Source organism: Pseudomonas fluorescens (assembly GCF_019212185.1).
In the GTDB taxonomy this organism is placed as follows: domain Bacteria; phylum Pseudomonadota; class Gammaproteobacteria; order Pseudomonadales; family Pseudomonadaceae; genus Aquipseudomonas.
In genome coordinates, this window is record NZ_CP078138.1 from 1,331,281 (window position 1) to 1,348,327 (window position 17,047).

Sequence of the window (17,047 nt, forward strand, 5' to 3'; positions counted from 1 at the left end):
TCCGGCCAGCGCACAGCCCCCGGAGCGTACGTCAGTACGTGAGGAGGCGAGCACTGCCCGGGCGCGAATAATCGACGCGCAGCAGCTACCGGAATGACTTTTAGCGGCCGCCCATGATCGCGATATAGTCCTGGGTCCAGCGGCTGTACGGTACGAATTTGCCGCCTTCAGCCTGCGGGGTTTTCCAGAAGGCGATCTTGTCGAACTGGTCGAAACCGTTGGTCTTGCAGCCTTCGGCGCCCAGCAGTTCGCTGCCCTGGCAAGCCGCCGGGACCGCTGGCAAGGAGCCGAACCAGGCTGCGACGTCACCCTGGACTTTCGGCTGCAACGACCAGTCCATCCACTTGTAGGCGCAGTTCGGGTGCTTGGCCTCGGCGTGCAGCATGGTGGTGTCGGCCCAGCCGGTGGCACCTTCTTTCGGGATGGTGGAAGCGATCGGCTGCTTCTCGTTCATCAAGCCGTTGACCTGATAAGGCCAGGCGCTGGAGGCCACCACGCCTTCGTTTTTGAAGTCACTCATTTGCACGGTGGTGTCGTGCCAGTAGCGGTGGATCAACGGCTGCTGTGCGCGCAGCAGATCGAGCACGGCCTTGTATTGGACTTCGGTCAGTTCGTAGGGGTTCTGGATCCCCAGCTCCGGCTTGGTGCTCTTAAGGAACAGCGCCGCGTCGGCGATGTAGATCGGGCCGTCATAGGCTTGCACGCGACCTTTGTTCGGCTTGCCGTCCGGCAGGTTCTGCGCGTCGAACACCACGTTCCAGCTGGTCGGCGGCGTCTTGAACACGTTGGTGTTGTACATCAATACGTTCGGACCCCACTGGTAAGGGGTGCCGTAAGTCTGCTTATTGACCACGTACCACGGTGCATCCTTGAGGCGAGGGTCGAGGTTTTTCCAGTTCGGAATCAGTGCGGTATTGATCGGCTGCACACGCTTGCCGACGATCAGTCGCAGCGAGGCGTCGCCGGACGCTGTCACCAGGTCGTAGCCGCCCTTGGCCATCAGACTGACCATCTCATCGGAAGTGGCGGCGGTCTTGACGTTGACCTTGCAGCCGGTTTCCTTCTCGAAACCGCTCACCCAGTCGTAGGCCTTGTCGCTTTCGCCCCGTTCGATGTAGCCAGGCCAGGCCACGATATCCAGTTGGCCTTCGCCGGCACCAACGGCTGTCGCGGGTTCGGCGGCCTGGATACTGGCACTGGCCAGCAGCGCGGTGGTGATTGCACTGAGCAGTGCGGTCTTGTGCGCGAACATGGGAATTCCCTCTTCTTTAAATTATGGTCGGGGCAGTTTTTCAAGCAGGGTTGCTGGCCTTTTGGCTCGTTATTAGCTTAGTTGTGTTATTTCAGGTCATTGCCGTGACGCGCCATGATGTGGCGCACCACGCTGTAGTCCTGCAACGAATCACTGGATAAGTCTTTGCCGTAGCCCGAACGCTTCAAACCGCCGTGGGGCATTTCGCTGACCAGCATGAAATGGCTGTTGATCCAGGTGCAGCCGTATTGCAGGCGCGCGGCGACCTGCATGGCCTTGTCCAGGTTCTGGGTCCAGACCGAGGAGGCCAGGCCGTATTCCGAGTCGTTCGCCCAATCCACCGCTTGCTCCAGTTCGTCGAAGCGGGTCACGGTGACCACCGGGCCGAACACTTCGCGCTGGACGATTTCATCGCTTTGCTTGCAGCCGGCCAGCAGGGTGGGCTGGTAATAGAAGCCGGCACCGGAGTGCACCGCTGCGCCGGTCACGCGTTCGATATGCGGTTGACCGAGAGCACGCTCGACGAAGCTGGCCACGCGGTCACGCTGGCGGGTGCTGATCAGCGGGCCGATTTCGTTGTCGGCGTCGCGCTTGCCCGCGAACCGCAGGCTGCTGACCGCGGCGCCCAGATCGGCCACCAGTTTGTCGTGGATGCCCGCCTGGGCGTAGATCCGGCAGGCCGCCGTGCAGTCCTGTCCGGCGTTGTAATAGCCGTAGCTGCGCACGCCTTCGATCACCGCCTTCAGGTCGGCGTCGTTGCAGACGATCACCGGCGCCTTGCCACCCAGTTCCAGGTGGGTGCGCTTGAGGGTCTTGGCCGCGGCCTGGAGAATTTTCTGGCCGGTGACGATGTCGCCGGTCAGGGACACCATGCGCACCTTCGGGTGGCTGACCAAGTGACTGCCAACCCCCTCGCCACCACCGCAGATAATGTTGATCACGCCGCGTGGCAGGATCTCGGCAAGCATCGGCGCCAGCGCCAGGATCGACAGCGGGGTGTGTTCCGAAGGCTTGAACACCAAGGTGTTGCCGGCGGCCAGGGCCGGGGCGATTTTCCACGCGGCCATCATGATCGGGTAGTTCCACGGGGCAATCGAGGCCACCACGCCAATCGGGTCGCGGCGCACCATGCTGGTGTAGCCGGGCAGGTATTCGCCGCTGAGCTGGCCGGTCTGGCAGCGTACGGCACCGGCGAAGAAGCGGAACACATCGACGGTTGCGCTGAGATCGTCCTGACGGGCCAGGTGCAGGGGCTTGCCGCAGTTCAGCGATTCGAGGCGGGCGAGCAGGTCGGCGTGTTTTTCCACGGCATTGGCAATGCTCAGGAGAATGTTCGAGCGCTGCTGCGGGGTGGTCCGTGACCAGGCCGGGAATGCGTGGTGGGCCGCGAGAATCGCCGCTTCGACTTGTTCGTTGCTGGCTTCGGCAATCTGGGTCAGCACTTCGCCAGTGGCTGGATTGAGAATCGGCTCGACAAAGCCCTGGCCGGCAACCAATTCACCATCGATCAACAAGTTGGTGAACAACGGGGTCTGCGTGCCGGGCATTTTGCGGGTTCTCTTTTCTTGTGTGGCCATGGTGCTCCCGGTGACTGGGGGCCCGACCGTCTTATAGATGGGCTAAGACTAGTGGCAGGGCCTGGGGACGACAAATTCTAAATACTGAATGCAGCGTTCGATTAAATCGATGGCTTGCGTCCGCCGTGGGGTTGCTCGCGGGCGACGGTGAGGAACGGGTCGACCAGGGTTGGGCGGGCGGTGCCGCGACGCCAGGCGAGGCCAACGTCGAGGGTCTGGCTGAGGTCGGCGATGGGCCGCGCTTCGATGATGTCGCCTTCCAACGACCAGGGGCGATAGGTCATGTCGGGCTGGATCGACACGCCCAGGCCGGCAGCCACCAGGCTACGAACAGCCTCGGTGGACGCAGTGCGCAGGGTGATGCGCGGCTGCAGTGAGGCGGCGCGCCACATACGCTGGGCATTGCGGTCCATTTCGTCGACGTTGAGCTGGATCAGCGGCTCGCGAGCGACGTCCGCCAGATTGATGCTGTCGTGCTCGAGCAGGGGATGCTGGGCCGGCAGCCACAGGCGATGGGGCGAGTGGGTCAGCACTTCGGTTTGTAGGGCGTGGCGATCTTCCAGGTTGGAGAGAATCAATACCCCAACGTCGATTTCGCCGCTGACCAGCAAATGCTCGATGTACGGCCGCTCGTCTTCCATGACGCGGATTTCCACGTTGGGGTAGGCGCGCTGAAAACGGGTCAGCAGGTCGGCCAGGTAGTAACCGGCCACCAGGCTGGTCACGCCAATGGTCAACTGCCCGGCCACCTGGTCGGTGCTCTGTTGCAGGCTGCGTTTGGCGTTGTCGACGGTGGCGAGGATCAAGTGCGCCTGGCGCAGGAACTGATGGCCCTGGTGGGTCAGGGTCATGCCCTTGGCATGGCGATTGAACAGGTTAACCCCGATCTCCTGCTCCAGTTGCTGGATGGCCAGGGTCAGGGTGGATTGGGAGATATATACCGCCTGGGCGGCGGCCGAGATCGAGCCGGTTTCGGCCACGGCGATGAAATGACGGATCTGACGCAGGGTCATCATGGGAAAAAGTACCCGGTGAGCGGTTTTTATAGATTTTTTGCAGTGTATATCTTTTTTTTCGATGCCCTAGTCCAACCAAGGTCGGGTGGCAAGGCTCGGGCAACATCTGGAAGCACTCTCGTCGACGAGGCCCGGGCACTTTGGATCTAGGCTGGTGGCCTTATTTATGGGTTAAACCTGATTTTCTGGAGGCTATAAATGAACACCCGTGGTTTGCTCGACCAGTTACTCAAGTCCGGTCAGGACCTGTTGCAGAACAAGACCGGCAATGTTCAGCGCACGACTGCACGTTCGGATAAAAGCGGTCTCGGCAGTCTGTTATCCGGTGCCGGTGGCGGCGCTCTGGCGGCTGGTGCCATGGGCCTGCTGCTGGGTAATAAAAAGGTGCGCAAGGTTGGCGGGAAGGTCGCCATCTATGGCGGTTTGGCGGCTTTGGGCGTGATTGCCTACAAGGCGTTCGGCAACTGGCAGGCGCAGCAGGGCACCGCTCCGCAATCAGCACCACAAACCCTTGACCGCCTGCCGCCGGCGCAGGTCGAGGAGCACAGCCAGGCAATCCTCAAGGCGTTGGTGGCGGCGGCCAAGGCTGATGGGCATATTGATGAGCGTGAGCGCGGGTTGATCGAGGGCGAATTCGTCAAGCTCGACAACGACCAGCAACTGCAACACTGGCTACACGCCGAACTGAACAAACCGCTGGATCCGGCCGACGTCGCACGTGCGGCGAGAACCCCGGAAATGGCCGCCGAGATGTACATCGCCAGCGTCATGCTGGTGGATGAGGAAAGCTTCATGGAGAAGTCCTACCTCGACGAACTGGCGCGCCAGCTCAAGCTGGAACCTGGCTTGAAGGTCGAACTGGAGAAGCAGGTGCGTCAAACGCTGGTCTGATCACCCGGGCGATGGCGAGCCAGCTTTGTCATGGTTAACGCCATCGCCGCCCCGCACATGACCGTTTCACGGTCTGTTTCTACACAAATATCACTGGCGGCACTTGGCCCATCTGACGGAAAGTAGCCGTCCCAGAGCGGACGCTGGCTTTTCGCTCGAGATGAGACGCAGTGCGCAACGGCTGCTAAAACGCAGCGCGCCCTCGGCTATACTCCCCACCATTTGAATGGCCCCGAGGACTGACTGTGAAGAACTGGACGTTGCGCCAACGCATTTTGGCGAGCTTTGCGGTAATTATCGCCATCATGCTGCTGATGGTTGTCGTCTCGTATTCGCGGCTGTTGAAAATTGAAAGCAGCGAAGCCAGTGTTCGTGAAGATGCGTTGCCCGGGGTGTTTTACAGCTCGATGATTCGCGGTGCCTGGTCCGACAGTTACCTGCGAATGCTGGAGATGCTGGGTACGGAACAGGGCCAGGGCTTCAGCGCTCAGGATGCCGCCGACTTCAAGGCCTACTCCGCGCGTCTGCAGGAGCAGATGGACCTGTACCAGGCGACGGTGACGGATGACGACGACCGGGCTGAGTACGCCGCGTTCGGTAAGCTTCACGAGGACTACCACCGCATTCTCGCCGCCGTGATCGAGTTGCATGCACTTAGTCAGAACGCTGACGCGCTCAAGATGTTCCACGACCAGCTGACGCCGGCCTGGACCGCAGGTCGAGTCAAACTCAACGATATCTTGCGTCATAACAAAAAGGTGGCGGACAGGGACATCGCGGCCATCGATGACGCGGTCCTCACTGCAAAAGTGATCATGGGCATTTCGCTGCTGGTGGCGGTGCTGGCCGCCGCACTCTGCGGCCTGTTGCTGATGCGGGCGATCATGGCGCCAATGAACCGCATCGTGAAGATCCTCGAGATCATGCGCACCGGCGACCTCAGCGGCCGCCTGAATCTCGACCGCAAGGACGAATTCGGCGCCGTGGAAACCGGCTTCAACGACATGATGACCGAGCTCACAGCGCTGGTGTCCCAAGCCCAACGTTCCTCGGTACAGGTCACCACTTCGGTCACCGAAATTGCCGCTACCTCCAAGCAGCAGCAGGCCACCGCCACCGAAACCGCCGCGACCACCACGGAAATCGGCGCCACCTCGCGGGAAATCGCCGCAACCTCCCGCGACCTGGTGCGCACCATGACTGAAGTCTCCACCGCCGCTGATCAGGCCTCGGTGCTGGCCGGCTCTGGCCAGCAAGGCCTGGCGCGCATGGAAGACACCATGCACTCGGTGATGGGCGCCGCCGATCTGGTGAATGCCAAGCTGGCGATCCTCAACGAGAAGGCCGGCAACATCAATCAGGTGGTGGTGACCATCGTCAAGGTCGCCGACCAGACCAACCTGCTGTCGCTCAACGCCGCGATCGAAGCGGAGAAAGCCGGCGAATATGGGCGCGGCTTTGCCGTGGTCGCCACCGAAGTGCGACGCTTGGCCGACCAGACGGCTGTCGCCACTTACGACATCGAGCAGATGGTGCGCGAGATCCAGTCGGCGGTCTCGGCCGGGGTGATGGGCATGGACAAATTTTCCGAAGAAGTGCGCCGTGGCATGTCCGAGGTGCAGCAGGTGGGTGAACAGCTGTCGCAGATCATTCATCAGGTCCAGGCGCTGGCACCGAGGGTGCTGATGGTCAACGAGGGCATGCAGGCCCAGGCCACCGGTGCCGAGCAGATCAATCACGCGCTGGTGCAGTTGGGCGATGCCAGCAGCCAGACCGTCGAATCGCTGCGCCAGGCCAGTTTCGCCATCGACGAACTGAGCCAGGTGGCCGTCGGGCTGCGCAGCGGCGTCTCGCGATTCAAAGTCTGATGAGCGAACTCCTGGCCAAGCGGGGCGCGGCCGTGGGGCCGAAACTGGCGCTGTTTCTGGTGTTTCGCATCGGCGGCGAGCGCTACGCGTTGCAGGCCGTGGAGGTGGCAGAGGTGCTGCCGCGCCTGCCATTGAAGCCGATTGCCAGGGCGCCGCATTGGGTGGCGGGGGTGTTCGCCTACCGTGGCGCCGTGGTGCCGGTGATTGATATTGCTGCGCTGACCTTTGGCCAGGCTGCCGTATCGCGCACCAGTACCCGCCTGGTGCTGGTGCACTACCGTGCCGATGACAGCGTCCCGGCGCGCTTGCTGGGATTGATTCTGGAGCAGGCCACCGACACCCTGCGCTGCGACCCCGCCGACTTCCAGCCCTATGGCCTGGACAACCGCCAGGCGCCGTACCTGGGGCCGGTGCGCGAGGATGCCCAGGGCTTGTTGCAGTGGGTGCGAGTGGCAGACCTGCTGGATGCGCAAGTGCGTGCGTTGCTGTTTCCTCAGCCGCCGCTGGATCTTGCGCTGCTTGGGGAGCATCCATGAGCAGCGATCAACGTTTTTTCGATTTTCTCAAGGCGCGGATCGGCCTTGATGTAACGTCGGTCGGGCCTGCCATCATCGAGCGCGCCGTGCGCCAACGCACGACTGCGCAACAGGTGGAGACGGCCGACCAATACTGGCAGCGTCTGCAGGTGTCGGCTGACGAACAGCAAGCGCTGATCGAAGCGGTGATCGTCCCCGAAACCTGGTTCTTTCGCTATCCGGAGTCCTTCGCGACCCTGGCCAAACTGGCGAACAAACGCCTGGCCGAACTGCATAACATGCGTGCGCTGCGCATTCTCAGCTTGCCGTGTTCCACCGGCGAAGAGCCCTATTCGATTGCCATGGCTTTGCTCGATGCAGGCCTGGCGCCGCATCAGTTCAAGGTCGAGGGGCTGGACGTCAGCCCGCTGTCGGTGGAGCGGGCCAAGCGTGCGCGCTACGGCAAGAACTCGTTTCGTGGGCAGCAGATCGATTTTCGCGACCGCCATTTCAGCACCGAGGCAGACGGCTATCAGCTTGATCAGCGAGTGCGCGAGCAGGTGCGCCTGCAGGTCGGCAATCTGCTGGATCCGACGCTGCTGGCCAATGAACCGCCTTATGACTTCGTGTTCTGCCGCAACCTGCTGATCTACTTCGACCAGCCGACCCAGCAGCAAGTATTCGAAGTGCTCAAGCGCCTGACCCATGTCGATGGCGTGCTGTTTATCGGCCCGGCCGAAGGCAGTCTGCTGGGGCGCCTGGGCATGCGTTCGATTGGTATCCCCCAGTCGTTTGCCTTCAGCCGACACAGCGATCCGCAGCCCGAACCTCTACCCGCCTTCATCCCGCCGCCTTTGCCGGTCAGTGCTCCGGCGCGCCGGATGTCTGCGCCGACGCCACGGGGTCGACCCTTCGCCAGCACTGCACCGGCACGGGTTGAAAAAGCCCCGGCGAGTGATGCCGCGCAGCTGTTGGCGAATATCGCGGCCCTGGCCAACGCAGGCAAAAGCCTGGAAGCGCGCGCGGCGTGCGAGACTTATCTGCGCCAGCATGCCCCTGTCGCCCAGGTGTTCTATTGGTTGGGTCTGCTCAGCGACGTGGCCGGCAGTGCGGTGGAGGCCCAGGGCTTTTATCGCAAGGCCTTGTACCTGGAACCGCAACACCCCGAAGCCCTGATGCATTTGGCCGCCCTGCTGGCCTCCCAGGGCGACGAGGCCGGAGCTCGGCGCTTGCAGGAGCGCGCTGCGCGTAACGAACGAACCGCTGGCAGTGAGCGCAAACGATGATCGGTTCTGTTTCGTTGAACGTGACCCATGACGATGCCCAAGCCATTGACGATTGCTGGAACCGCATCGGGATCCATGGCGATCACTCCTGTCCGTTGCTGGCTGAGCATATTCATTGCCGCAATTGTGCGGTGTATTCCGCCGCCGCCACCCGCTTGCTGGATCGCTATGCCTTGCAGCAGGACGACGAGCGACACTCTTCGGCGGTCGTCGAAGTCCAGGTCGCCACGCGCTCGCTATTAATGTTCCGCCTGGGCGAGGAGTGGCTGGCGCTCAGCACCCGCAGCCTGGTGGAAGTGGCGCCCTTGCAGACCGTGCATTCGTTGCCTCATCAGCGCTCGCGGGCACTGCTGGGGGTGGCGAATGTGCGCGGGGCGCTGGTGGCGTGCCTGTCGCTGGTGGAGTTGCTGGGGCTGGAAGCGTCCGCCCCTGTCACCGCAGCCGCACGGGTGATGCCGCGTATGTTGATCATTGCTGCACAGGGTGGCCCGGTGGTGGTACCGGTGGATGAAGTGGACGGGATTCACGCCATTGACCAGCGCCTGCTCGACGCTGCCTCGCAGTCCGGCCCGCAGGCCAGTGGCAAGTACACCCGAGGCGTATTGCCGTACAAGGGGCGCAGCTTGCGTTGGCTGGATGAAGAGCAGTTGTTGTCCGCCGTGACCCGGAGCCTCACATGACCCCCGAGCAAATGCGCGACGCCTCGCTGCTGGAGTTGTTCAGCCTGGAGGCCGAGGCCCAGACCCAAGTGCTCAGTGCCGGCCTGTTGGCGTTGGAGCGTGATCCGACCCAGGCCGACCACCTGGAATCCTGCATGCGTGCGGCTCACTCGCTCAAGGGCGCCGCCCGGATTGTCGGGGTGGACGCCGGGGTCAGTGTTTCTCATGTGATGGAAGATTGCCTGGTCAGTGCTCAGGAGGGGCGCCTGCTGCTGCGCCCCGAGCACATTGATGCATTGCTCCAGGGCACTGATTTGCTGATGCGCATTGCCACGCCCGGCAGTACCGATGTCGGCCCCGAGAACATTGAAGCCTATGTGGCGTTGATGGGACGCCTGCTGGATCCGGCGGCGCCCGCCCCAGTAGTGGCCGCGCCGCTGTCCGAACGGCCAATGGCTGAGTTGCAGCTTGAGCCAGCGCCTGCTCCAGAGTTGCTCGAGCCGGAGATCGCGACGTCGGTGCAAACGTCACGTCCGGGCAAGCGCGTCACCGAAGGTGGCGAGCGTGTGCTGCGGGTCACCGCCGAGCGCCTGAACAGCTTGCTCGACCTGTCGAGCAAGTCGCTGGTGGAAACCCAGCGCCTGAAGCCCTACCTGGCAACCCTGCAGCGGCTTAAACGCTTGCAGAGCAATGGCCTGCGCGCACTGGAAAACCTTAACGCCCAACTCACCGAGCAGAGCCTGAGCCTGGAGGCGCAGGAAGCCCTGGAGGATGCGCGACGGTTACTCGCCGAGTCGCAGCAGGTGCTGGCGGAGCAAACCGCCGAGCTGGACGAGTTTGCCTGGCAGGCCAGTCAGCGTGCGCAAGTGCTCTACGACACCGCCCTGGCCTGTCGCATGCGGCCGTTTGCCGATGTATTGACGGGGCAGGTGCGCATGGTCCGCGACCTGGGGCGTAGTCTCGGCAAGCAGGTGCGGTTGGAGATCGAGGGCGAGAAGACTCAGGTCGATCGTGATGTTCTGGAAAAACTCGAAGCCCCGCTGACCCATTTGTTGCGCAACGCGGTGGACCATGGCATCGAAATGCCGGAGCAGCGCCTGCTCGCCGGCAAGCCCGCCGAAGGGTTGATCCGCTTGCGCGCCTCTCACCAGGCCGGTCTGCTGGTGCTGGAGCTCAGCGACGATGGCAATGGTGTCGACCTGGAGCGGGTCCGGCGCAGTATCGTCGAGCGCCAGCTGTCGCCGGCCGAGACGGCTGCACAGTTGAGCGAGGAAGAGCTGCTGACGTTCCTGTTCCTGCCCGGCTTCAGTCTGCGCGACAGGGTCACCGAGGTCTCCGGGCGCGGTGTCGGCCTGGACGCGGTGCAGCATATGGTGCGCCAGTTGCGTGGAGCGGTGGAGCTCGAGCAGAAAACCGGGGAGGGCAGTCGCTTTCATCTGGAAGTGCCGCTGACCCTGTCGGTGGTGCGCAGCCTGGTGGTGGAAGTGGGTGAAGAAGCCTATGCCTTCCCCCTGGCGCACATCGAGCGCATGTGTGACCTGGCCCCGGATGAGATCATTCAGGTCGAGGGGCGCCAGCATTTCTGGCACGAGGGGCGTCATGTCGGCCTGGTTGCCGCCAGTCAGTTGTTGCAGCATCCGGCCAGCCAGAACAGCGCGGCGACCCTCAAGGTGGTGGTGATTCGTGAGCGCGATGCGGTGTACGGCGTGGCGGTCGAGCGCTTCATCGGCGAGCGCACCCTGGTGGTGCTGCCGCTGGATGAACGCCTGGGCAAGATCCAGGATATCTCCGCCGGGGCCTTGCTCGATGACGGCTCGGTGGTGTTGATCGTCGATGTCGAAGACATGCTGCGCTCCGTTGAGAAGCTGCTTAACACTGGACGCCTGGAGCGCATCGCTCGTAATAATCAGCAGGCGGCGCACGTGGTGCGTAAACGGGTGCTGGTGGTCGACGATTCGCTGACCGTGCGTGAGTTGCAGCGCAAGTTGCTGGTCAATCGCGGTTATGACGTCGCCGTCGCCGTGGATGGCATGGACGGTTGGAACGCCCTGCGCTCCGAGGATTTCGACCTGCTGATTACCGATATCGACATGCCGCGCATGGACGGTATCGAGCTGGTATCGCTGTTGCGTCGCGACAACCGCTTGCAGTCATTGCCGGTGATGGTGGTGTCCTACAAGGATCGCGAAGAAGACCGACGCCGTGGACTGGAAGCCGGAGCCGACTATTATCTAGCCAAGGCCAGTTTTCATGATGATGCCCTGCTCGACGCAGTGGTTGAGCTCATAGGAGGAGCGCGGGCATGAGGATCGCAATCGTCAACGACATGCCCATGGCGGTGGAGGCGTTGCGCCGCGCCCTGGCGTTCGAGCCCGCACATCAGGTGGTGTGGGTCGCCAGCAATGGCGCGGAGGCGGTGCAGCGATGCGCCGAGCTGACCCCGGACCTGATCCTGATGGACTTGATCATGCCGGTCATGGACGGGGTCGAGGCGACCCGGCGGATCATGGCCGAAACCCCATGCGCCATCGTGATTGTCACGGTCGATCGCCAGCAGAATGTGCACCGGGTCTTCGAAGCCATGGGCCATGGCGCCCTGGATGTGGTCGACACCCCGGCGCTGGGTGCGGGCAACGCCCAGGAAGCGGCGGCGCCACTGCTGCGCAAAATCATGAATATCGGCTGGTTGATTGGCGAGAAGACCGGCCGCGAAAGGCAGACGCCCAGCCCGTTGCGCGCGTCGGCGTCGCGCCAGCGCCTGGTAGCCATCGGCTCCTCGGCCGGTGGCCCGGCCGCCCTGGAAGTGCTGCTCAAGGGCTTGCCGCGTAATTTTCCCGGGGCGATTGTGCTGGTACAGCACGTGGATCAGGTGTTTGCCGCCGGCATGGCTGAATGGCTGAGCAGTGCCAGCGGCCTCGATGTACGCCTGGCGAAGGAGGGCGAGCCGCCTCAGAGCGGTACCGTGCTGCTGGCGGGCACCAATCACCATATTCGATTATTGAAAAACGGTACGCTGGCCTACACCGCCGAACCGGTCAACGAGATCTACCGACCTTCGATTGACGTATTCTTTGAAAGCGTGGCCAGTTACTGGAACGGTGATGCAGTGGGTGTGCTGCTGACCGGCATGGGCCGCGATGGCGCCCAGGGACTTAAATTGATGCGCCAGCAGGGTTTTCTGACCATTGCTCAGGATCAGCACAGCAGTGCGGTGTACGGCATGCCCAAGGCCGCCGCCGCCATCGATGCCGCTGTAGAAATCCGCCCGCTGGACAAAATAGCGCCACGTTTGCTGGAGATCTTTGCACAATGACTGACATCCGCAGCGGTACTGGCCAAGCAGTATTTCAGGTGAATCCCCATGGATGAGTTACAGCTCGACGACTTCAAGAACGATGAAAACGCCGCCATGGTCCTGCTGGTCGACGACCAGGCGATGATCGGCGAAGCGGTGCGTCGTGGGTTGGCCAACGAGGACAACATCGACTTCCACTTCTGCGCCGATCCGCATCAGGCGATTGCCCATGCGATCCGCATCAAGCCGACGGTGATCCTCCAGGATCTGGTGATGCCCGGCCTGGACGGCCTGACGCTGGTGCGCGAATACCGCAACCATCCAGCGACCAAGGACATCCCGATCATTGTTCTGTCGACCAAGGAAGACCCCTTAATCAAGAGCGCGGCCTTTGCCGCCGGTGCCAACGATTATCTGGTCAAACTGCCGGACAATATCGAACTGGTCGCGCGGATCCGCTATCACTCACGCTCCTACAACACCCTGATCCAGCGAGATGCCGCGTACCGGGCGCTGCGGGTCAGTCAGCAGCAGTTGCTCGACACCAACCTGGTGCTGCAACGCCTGATGAACTCCGACGGCCTGACCGGCCTGTCGAACCGCCGGCACTTCGACGAATACCTGGAACTGGAGTGGAGGCGGTCGCTGCGGGATCAGACCCAGCTCTCGCTGTTGATGATCGATGTCGACTACTTCAAGTCATTTAACGACAGTTTTGGCCATTTGGACGGGGATGAAGCCCTCCGCAAGGTGGCCACGGCCATCCGCGATGCCAGCAGTCGTCCATCAGACCTGCCGGCGCGCTACGGCGGCGAAGAGTTCGCCCTGGTGCTGCCCAACACCTCGCCCGGCGGCGCACGGCTGGTCGCGGAGAAGCTGCGCCAGGCCGTCGCTGCCCTGAAAATTCCGCACATTTCCCCGGCCGAGGGTGCGAGCCTGACCATCAGCATCGGTCTGTCGACCATCACCCCGCAGCCGGGCAGTGACTGCCGACAGTTAATTTCGGCGGCCGACAAGGGGCTGTACCTGGCGAAGAACAATGGGCGCAATCAGGTCGGGATCGCGTAAAAAACAGCCGTTTTGGTGGCGCAATTGCCGCCAGGCGGGCTGCCGTGGCGGCCTGATTACGGTATACTCGCCGGCTTTCAAAAGTTCGCCAACGAGTGCTGCCCGCCATGGAAATCAACCCGATCCTTAACACCATCAAGGACCTGTCCGAGCGCTCCGAAACTATTCGGGGGTATCTTTGACTACGATCAAAAGCATGAGCGTCTGACCGAGGTCAATCGCGAGCTTGAAGATCCGAGTGTCTGGAACAAACCTGAATACGCCCAGGAACTGGGCCGCGAGCGCGCTGCGCTGGCGCAGATCGTTGATACCCTTGACGAGCTGAACACCGGTCTGGCCGATTGCCGTGACCTGCTGGACATGGCCGTCGAAGAAAACGACGAAGGCGCCGTCGACGATGTGGTCGCCGAGCTGGCCCGTCTCGAGGAAAGCCTGGCCAAGCTGGAATTCCGTCGCATGTTCAGCCATGAAATGGACCCGAACAACGCCTACCTGGACATCCAGGCCGGTTCCGGCGGCACCGAAGCCCAGGACTGGGCCAACATCCTGCTGCGCATGTACTTGCGCTGGGCTGACAAGCGCGGCTTCGACGCGACCATCATGGAGCTGTCGGCCGGTGAAGTCGCCGGGATCAAGGGCGCTACCGTGCACATCAAGGGCGAGTACGCCTTTGGCTGGCTGCGCACCGAAATCGGCGTGCACCGCCTGGTGCGCAAGAGCCCGTTCGACTCAGGCAACCGTCGCCACACCTCGTTCTCCGCGGTTTTCGTCTCGCCAGAGATCGACGACAAAGTGGAAATCGAAATCAACCCGGCAGACCTGCGGATCGACACCTATCGTTCCTCCGGTGCCGGTGGTCAGCACGTAAACACCACCGACTCGGCCGTACGTATCACTCACGTACCGACCAACACCGTGGTCAGCTGCCAGAACGAACGTTCCCAGCACGCCAACAAGGACACCGCCATGAAAATGCTGCGGGCCAAGTTGTACGAGCAGGAAATGCAGAAACGCAACGCCGCGTCGCAAGCGCTGGAAGACACCAAGTCCGATATCGGCTGGGGTCACCAGATTCGTTCCTATGTACTGGATGCCTCGCGGATCAAGGATCTGCGCACCAACATCGAACGCAGCGACTGCGACAAGGTGCTCGACGGCGACATCGACGAGTACCTGGAAGCCAGCCTGAAGTCCGGGCTGTAATACCCTGACACACCGCGATCCCTGTAGGAGCCGGCTTGCCGGCGATCCCCGGCCGCAGGCCGGGGGCAACGAACCAGATGGAATACCTAAAGACATGAGCGACCTAGAACTCGACCCGCAAGCCCTGCAACAGGAAGAAAACACCCTGATCGCCCTGCGCAAGGAAAAGCTTGCTGCCGAGCGCGCCAAGGGCAATGCCTTCCCGAACGACTTCCGCCGCGACAACTACTGCGATGTCCTGCAGAAACAGTACGCGGACAAGACCAAGGAAGAGCTCGCAGAGGCTGCAATCCCGGTCAAGGTTGCCGGTCGCATCATGCTCAACCGTGGCTCGTTCATGGTGATCCAGGACATGACCGGGCGCATCCAGGTCTACGTCAACCGCAAGACCCTGCCGGAAGAAACCCTGGCCGAGGTGAAAACCTGGGACCTGGGCGACATCATTGCCGCCGAAGGCACCCTGGCCCGTTCCGGCAAGGGCGACCTGTACGTTGAAATGACCAGCGTGCGTCTGCTGACCAAGTCCCTGCGTCCATTGCCGGACAAGCACCACGGCCTGACCGACACCGAGCAGCGCTATCGCCAGCGTTACGTTGACCTGATCGTCAACGAAGACGTGCGCCAGACGTTCCGCGTGCGTTCGCAAGTGATTGCGCACATCCGCAGCTTCCTGATGAAGCGCGACTTCCTCGAAGTTGAAACGCCGATGCTGCAGACCATCCCTGGCGGCGCGGCAGCCAAGCCGTTCGAAACCCACCACAACGCGCTGGACATGGAAATGTTCCTGCGTATCGCGCCTGAACTGTACCTCAAGCGCCTGGTGGTTGGCGGCTTCGAGAAAGTCTTCGAGATCAACCGCAACTTCCGTAACGAAGGCGTTTCGACTCGTCACAACCCTGAATTCACTATGTTGGAGTTCTACCAGGCTTACGCCGACTACGAAGACAACATGGACCTGACCGAAGAACTGTTCCGTGAACTGGCGCAGCTGGTCCTGGGCAGCACTGACGTGCCGTACGGCGACAAGGTGTTCCACTTCGGCGAGCCGTTCGTGCGCCTGTCGGTGTTCGACTCGATCCTCAAGTACAACCCTGAGCTGACCGCCGACGACCTGAACGACATCGACAAGGCCCGTGACATCGCCAAGAAAGCCGGCGCCAAGGTGCTGGGCTTCGAAGGCCTGGGCAAGCTACAGGTGATGATTTTCGAAGAACTGGTGGAGCACAAGCTGGAACAGCCGCACTTCATTACCCAGTACCCGTTCGAAGTATCGCCGCTGGCTCGTCGCAACGACGACAACCCGAACGTCACCGACCGCTTCGAGCTGTTCATCGGTGGTCGCGAAATCGCTAACGCCTACTCCGAGTTGAACGACGCGGAAGACCAGGCCGAGCGCTTCATGGCCCAGGTGGCCGACAAGGACGCCGGCGACGACGAAGCCATGCACTACGACGCCGACTTCGTGCGTGCGCTGGAGTACGGCATGCCGCCAACGGCGGGCGAGGGCATCGGTATCGATCGCCTGGTGATGTTGTTGACCAACTCGCCATCGATCCGCGATGTGATCCTGTTCCCGCACATGCGACCGCAAGCGTAAATGCTGCAATTTAAAAAGCCGCCGACTTCAGGCGGCTTTTTATTGCCTGAATGGAACAAACGTATCAACTTATTGCTTCCAACTGCGAGGTAAGACCGGTGAATCGTGCAAATGCTCAAGAAGGAGCTGCGGGGGTCGCCACGGCGGTCGCCGAAAGTGTTCAGTACCAGGGCCGCAAGGCCAGCCGCCAGGGCAGTGAACAGCGTCGCCAGGAGATTCTTGATGCCGCGATGCGCATTGTCGTGCGCGACGGCGTGCGCGCGGTGCGCCACCGCGCCGTGGCGGCGGAAGCCGACGTACCGCTGTCGGCGACCACCTACTATTTCAAGGACATCGACGACCTGTTGACCGATACCTTCGCCCAGTATGTGGAGCGCAGCGCCGCGTATATGGCCAAGCTGTGGGCCAACCACGAAGGGTTATTGCGCGAATTGGTGGTCAGCAGTGATGGCAGCCCCGAATCCCGTTCGCGAGTGGCCGACGACATTGCGCGGTTTACCGCCGATTATGTGCACCGGCAACTGGTCAATCGCCGTGAGCACCTGATGGCCGAACAGGCGTTTCGCCAGGAAGCCCTGCTCAATCCACGCCTGGCACTGTTGGTGCGCTCCCATCAGCAGATTCTCCTGCATGGCACCTTCCAGTTGTTCGAGGTGCTGGGCTCGGCGCAGCCGGAGCAGGATGCCAAAGTGTTGACGGCTATAATCGGACGGATGGAATATCAAGGCTTGCTCAACGAGGCGCAGCCGCAAACGGAAGAGGAAACGCTCGCTATCCTCACCCGGTACATGCATTTGGTGCTGGCGTCGGTGTAACCCCT

14 protein-coding genes are annotated in these 17,047 nt (G+C 62.1%); 11 read left to right on the forward strand and 3 right to left on the reverse strand.

Annotated features, from left to right (window positions below; translation table 11 throughout):
* Positions 1-100: 100 nt before the first annotated feature.
* The 3 genes from ydcS to KW062_RS05760 form a co-directional block, all read right to left on the reverse strand.
* Positions 101-1,252 (reverse strand): putative ABC transporter substrate-binding protein YdcS, encoded by a 1,152-nt coding sequence (gene ydcS, locus KW062_RS05750; protein ID WP_105755142.1) that lies wholly within the window; start codon positions 1,250-1,252, stop codon positions 101-103.
* Between the two features lie 86 nt (positions 1,253-1,338).
* The gene (locus KW062_RS05755) at positions 1,339-2,829 is read right to left on the reverse strand and encodes a gamma-aminobutyraldehyde dehydrogenase (protein WP_105755143.1); all 1,491 of its coding nucleotides are present in this window, start codon (positions 2,827-2,829) and stop codon (positions 1,339-1,341) included.
* Positions 2,830-2,930: 101 nt separating this feature from the next.
* Complete coding sequence (locus tag KW062_RS05760; RefSeq protein WP_027619098.1) at positions 2,931-3,845, reverse strand: LysR family transcriptional regulator; 915 nt, start codon at positions 3,843-3,845, stop codon at positions 2,931-2,933.
* A gap of 198 nt (positions 3,846-4,043) precedes the next feature.
* Between KW062_RS05760 and KW062_RS05765 the strand changes: the two genes are divergently transcribed.
* The 11 genes from KW062_RS05765 (at position 4,044) to KW062_RS05815 (ending at position 17,042) form a co-directional block, all read left to right on the forward strand.
* Complete coding sequence (locus KW062_RS05765) at positions 4,044-4,736, forward strand: tellurite resistance TerB family protein (RefSeq protein WP_105755144.1); 693 nt, start codon at positions 4,044-4,046, stop codon at positions 4,734-4,736.
* Positions 4,737-4,981: 245 nt separating this feature from the next.
* Entirely contained in the window at positions 4,982-6,604 is a 1,623-nt protein-coding gene (locus KW062_RS05770; RefSeq protein ID WP_105755145.1) for a methyl-accepting chemotaxis protein, read from the forward strand.
* Positions 6,604-7,140, forward strand: coding sequence for a chemotaxis protein CheW (locus tag KW062_RS05775; RefSeq protein ID WP_105755146.1), 537 nt, complete (start codon positions 6,604-6,606; stop codon positions 7,138-7,140). Before KW062_RS05770 ends, KW062_RS05775 begins: the two co-directional genes overlap by 1 nt.
* Complete coding sequence (locus tag KW062_RS05780; RefSeq protein WP_105755147.1) at positions 7,137-8,405, forward strand: CheR family methyltransferase; 1,269 nt, start codon at positions 7,137-7,139, stop codon at positions 8,403-8,405. The genes KW062_RS05775 and KW062_RS05780 overlap by 4 nt, the downstream gene beginning before the upstream one ends.
* Entirely contained in the window at positions 8,402-9,085 is a 684-nt protein-coding gene (locus KW062_RS05785) for a chemotaxis protein CheW (RefSeq protein WP_027619093.1), read from the forward strand. The genes KW062_RS05780 and KW062_RS05785 overlap by 4 nt, the downstream gene beginning before the upstream one ends.
* Positions 9,082-11,370 carry a hybrid sensor histidine kinase/response regulator gene (locus KW062_RS05790; RefSeq protein WP_105755148.1) on the forward strand — a complete coding sequence of 763 codons (2,289 nt, stop codon included), beginning with the start codon at positions 9,082-9,084 and terminating at the stop codon, positions 11,368-11,370. Before KW062_RS05785 ends, KW062_RS05790 begins: the two co-directional genes overlap by 4 nt.
* Positions 11,367-12,377: a chemotaxis response regulator protein-glutamate methylesterase gene (locus KW062_RS05795; RefSeq protein ID WP_105755149.1), complete on the forward strand. Its 1,011-nt coding sequence runs from the start codon at positions 11,367-11,369 to the stop codon at positions 12,375-12,377. The genes KW062_RS05790 and KW062_RS05795 overlap by 4 nt, the downstream gene beginning before the upstream one ends.
* Positions 12,378-12,425: 48 nt before the next feature.
* Entirely contained in the window at positions 12,426-13,427 is a 1,002-nt protein-coding gene (locus tag KW062_RS05800; protein WP_105755150.1) for a diguanylate cyclase domain-containing protein, read from the forward strand.
* 107 nt (positions 13,428-13,534) lie between these two features.
* A protein-coding gene (gene prfB, locus KW062_RS05805; RefSeq protein WP_095965010.1) for a peptide chain release factor 2 occupies positions 13,535-14,630 on the forward strand; the annotation gives its coding sequence in 2 pieces (ribosomal slippage) (positions 13,535-13,606 and positions 13,608-14,630; 1,095 coding nt in all).
* A 94-nt stretch (positions 14,631-14,724) separates the two neighbouring features.
* Positions 14,725-16,227 (forward strand): lysine--tRNA ligase, encoded by a 1,503-nt coding sequence (gene lysS, locus KW062_RS05810; protein WP_027619088.1) that lies wholly within the window; start codon positions 14,725-14,727, stop codon positions 16,225-16,227.
* A 98-nt stretch (positions 16,228-16,325) separates the two neighbouring features.
* Positions 16,326-17,042 (forward strand): TetR/AcrR family transcriptional regulator, encoded by a 717-nt coding sequence (locus KW062_RS05815; RefSeq protein WP_027619087.1) that lies wholly within the window; start codon positions 16,326-16,328, stop codon positions 17,040-17,042.
* The last annotated feature ends 5 nt before the right edge of the window (positions 17,043-17,047 follow it).

What these genes read in the sequence shown, in the direction of transcription:
- KW062_RS05755 (WP_105755143.1), bottom strand. Translation starts at nt 2,829, where the DNA reads ATGGCCACACAAGAAAAGAGAACCCGCAAAATGCCCGGCACGCAGACC.
- KW062_RS05790 (WP_105755148.1), top strand. Translation starts at nt 9,082, where the DNA reads ATGACCCCCGAGCAAATGCGCGACGCCTCGCTGCTGGAGTTGTTCAGC.
- KW062_RS05800 (WP_105755150.1), top strand. Translation starts at nt 12,426, where the DNA reads ATGGATGAGTTACAGCTCGACGACTTCAAGAACGATGAAAACGCCGCC.
- ydcS (WP_105755142.1), bottom strand. Translation starts at nt 1,252, where the DNA reads ATGTTCGCGCACAAGACCGCACTGCTCAGTGCAATCACCACCGCGCTG.
- KW062_RS05785 (WP_027619093.1), top strand. Translation starts at nt 8,402, where the DNA reads ATGATCGGTTCTGTTTCGTTGAACGTGACCCATGACGATGCCCAAGCC.
- KW062_RS05775 (WP_105755146.1), top strand. Translation starts at nt 6,604, where the DNA reads ATGAGCGAACTCCTGGCCAAGCGGGGCGCGGCCGTGGGGCCGAAACTG.
- KW062_RS05765 (WP_105755144.1), top strand. Translation starts at nt 4,044, where the DNA reads ATGAACACCCGTGGTTTGCTCGACCAGTTACTCAAGTCCGGTCAGGAC.
- KW062_RS05760 (WP_027619098.1), bottom strand. Translation starts at nt 3,845, where the DNA reads ATGATGACCCTGCGTCAGATCCGTCATTTCATCGCCGTGGCCGAAACC.
- KW062_RS05780 (WP_105755147.1), top strand. Translation starts at nt 7,137, where the DNA reads ATGAGCAGCGATCAACGTTTTTTCGATTTTCTCAAGGCGCGGATCGGC.
- lysS (WP_027619088.1), top strand. Translation starts at nt 14,725, where the DNA reads ATGAGCGACCTAGAACTCGACCCGCAAGCCCTGCAACAGGAAGAAAAC.
- KW062_RS05795 (WP_105755149.1), top strand. Translation starts at nt 11,367, where the DNA reads ATGAGGATCGCAATCGTCAACGACATGCCCATGGCGGTGGAGGCGTTG.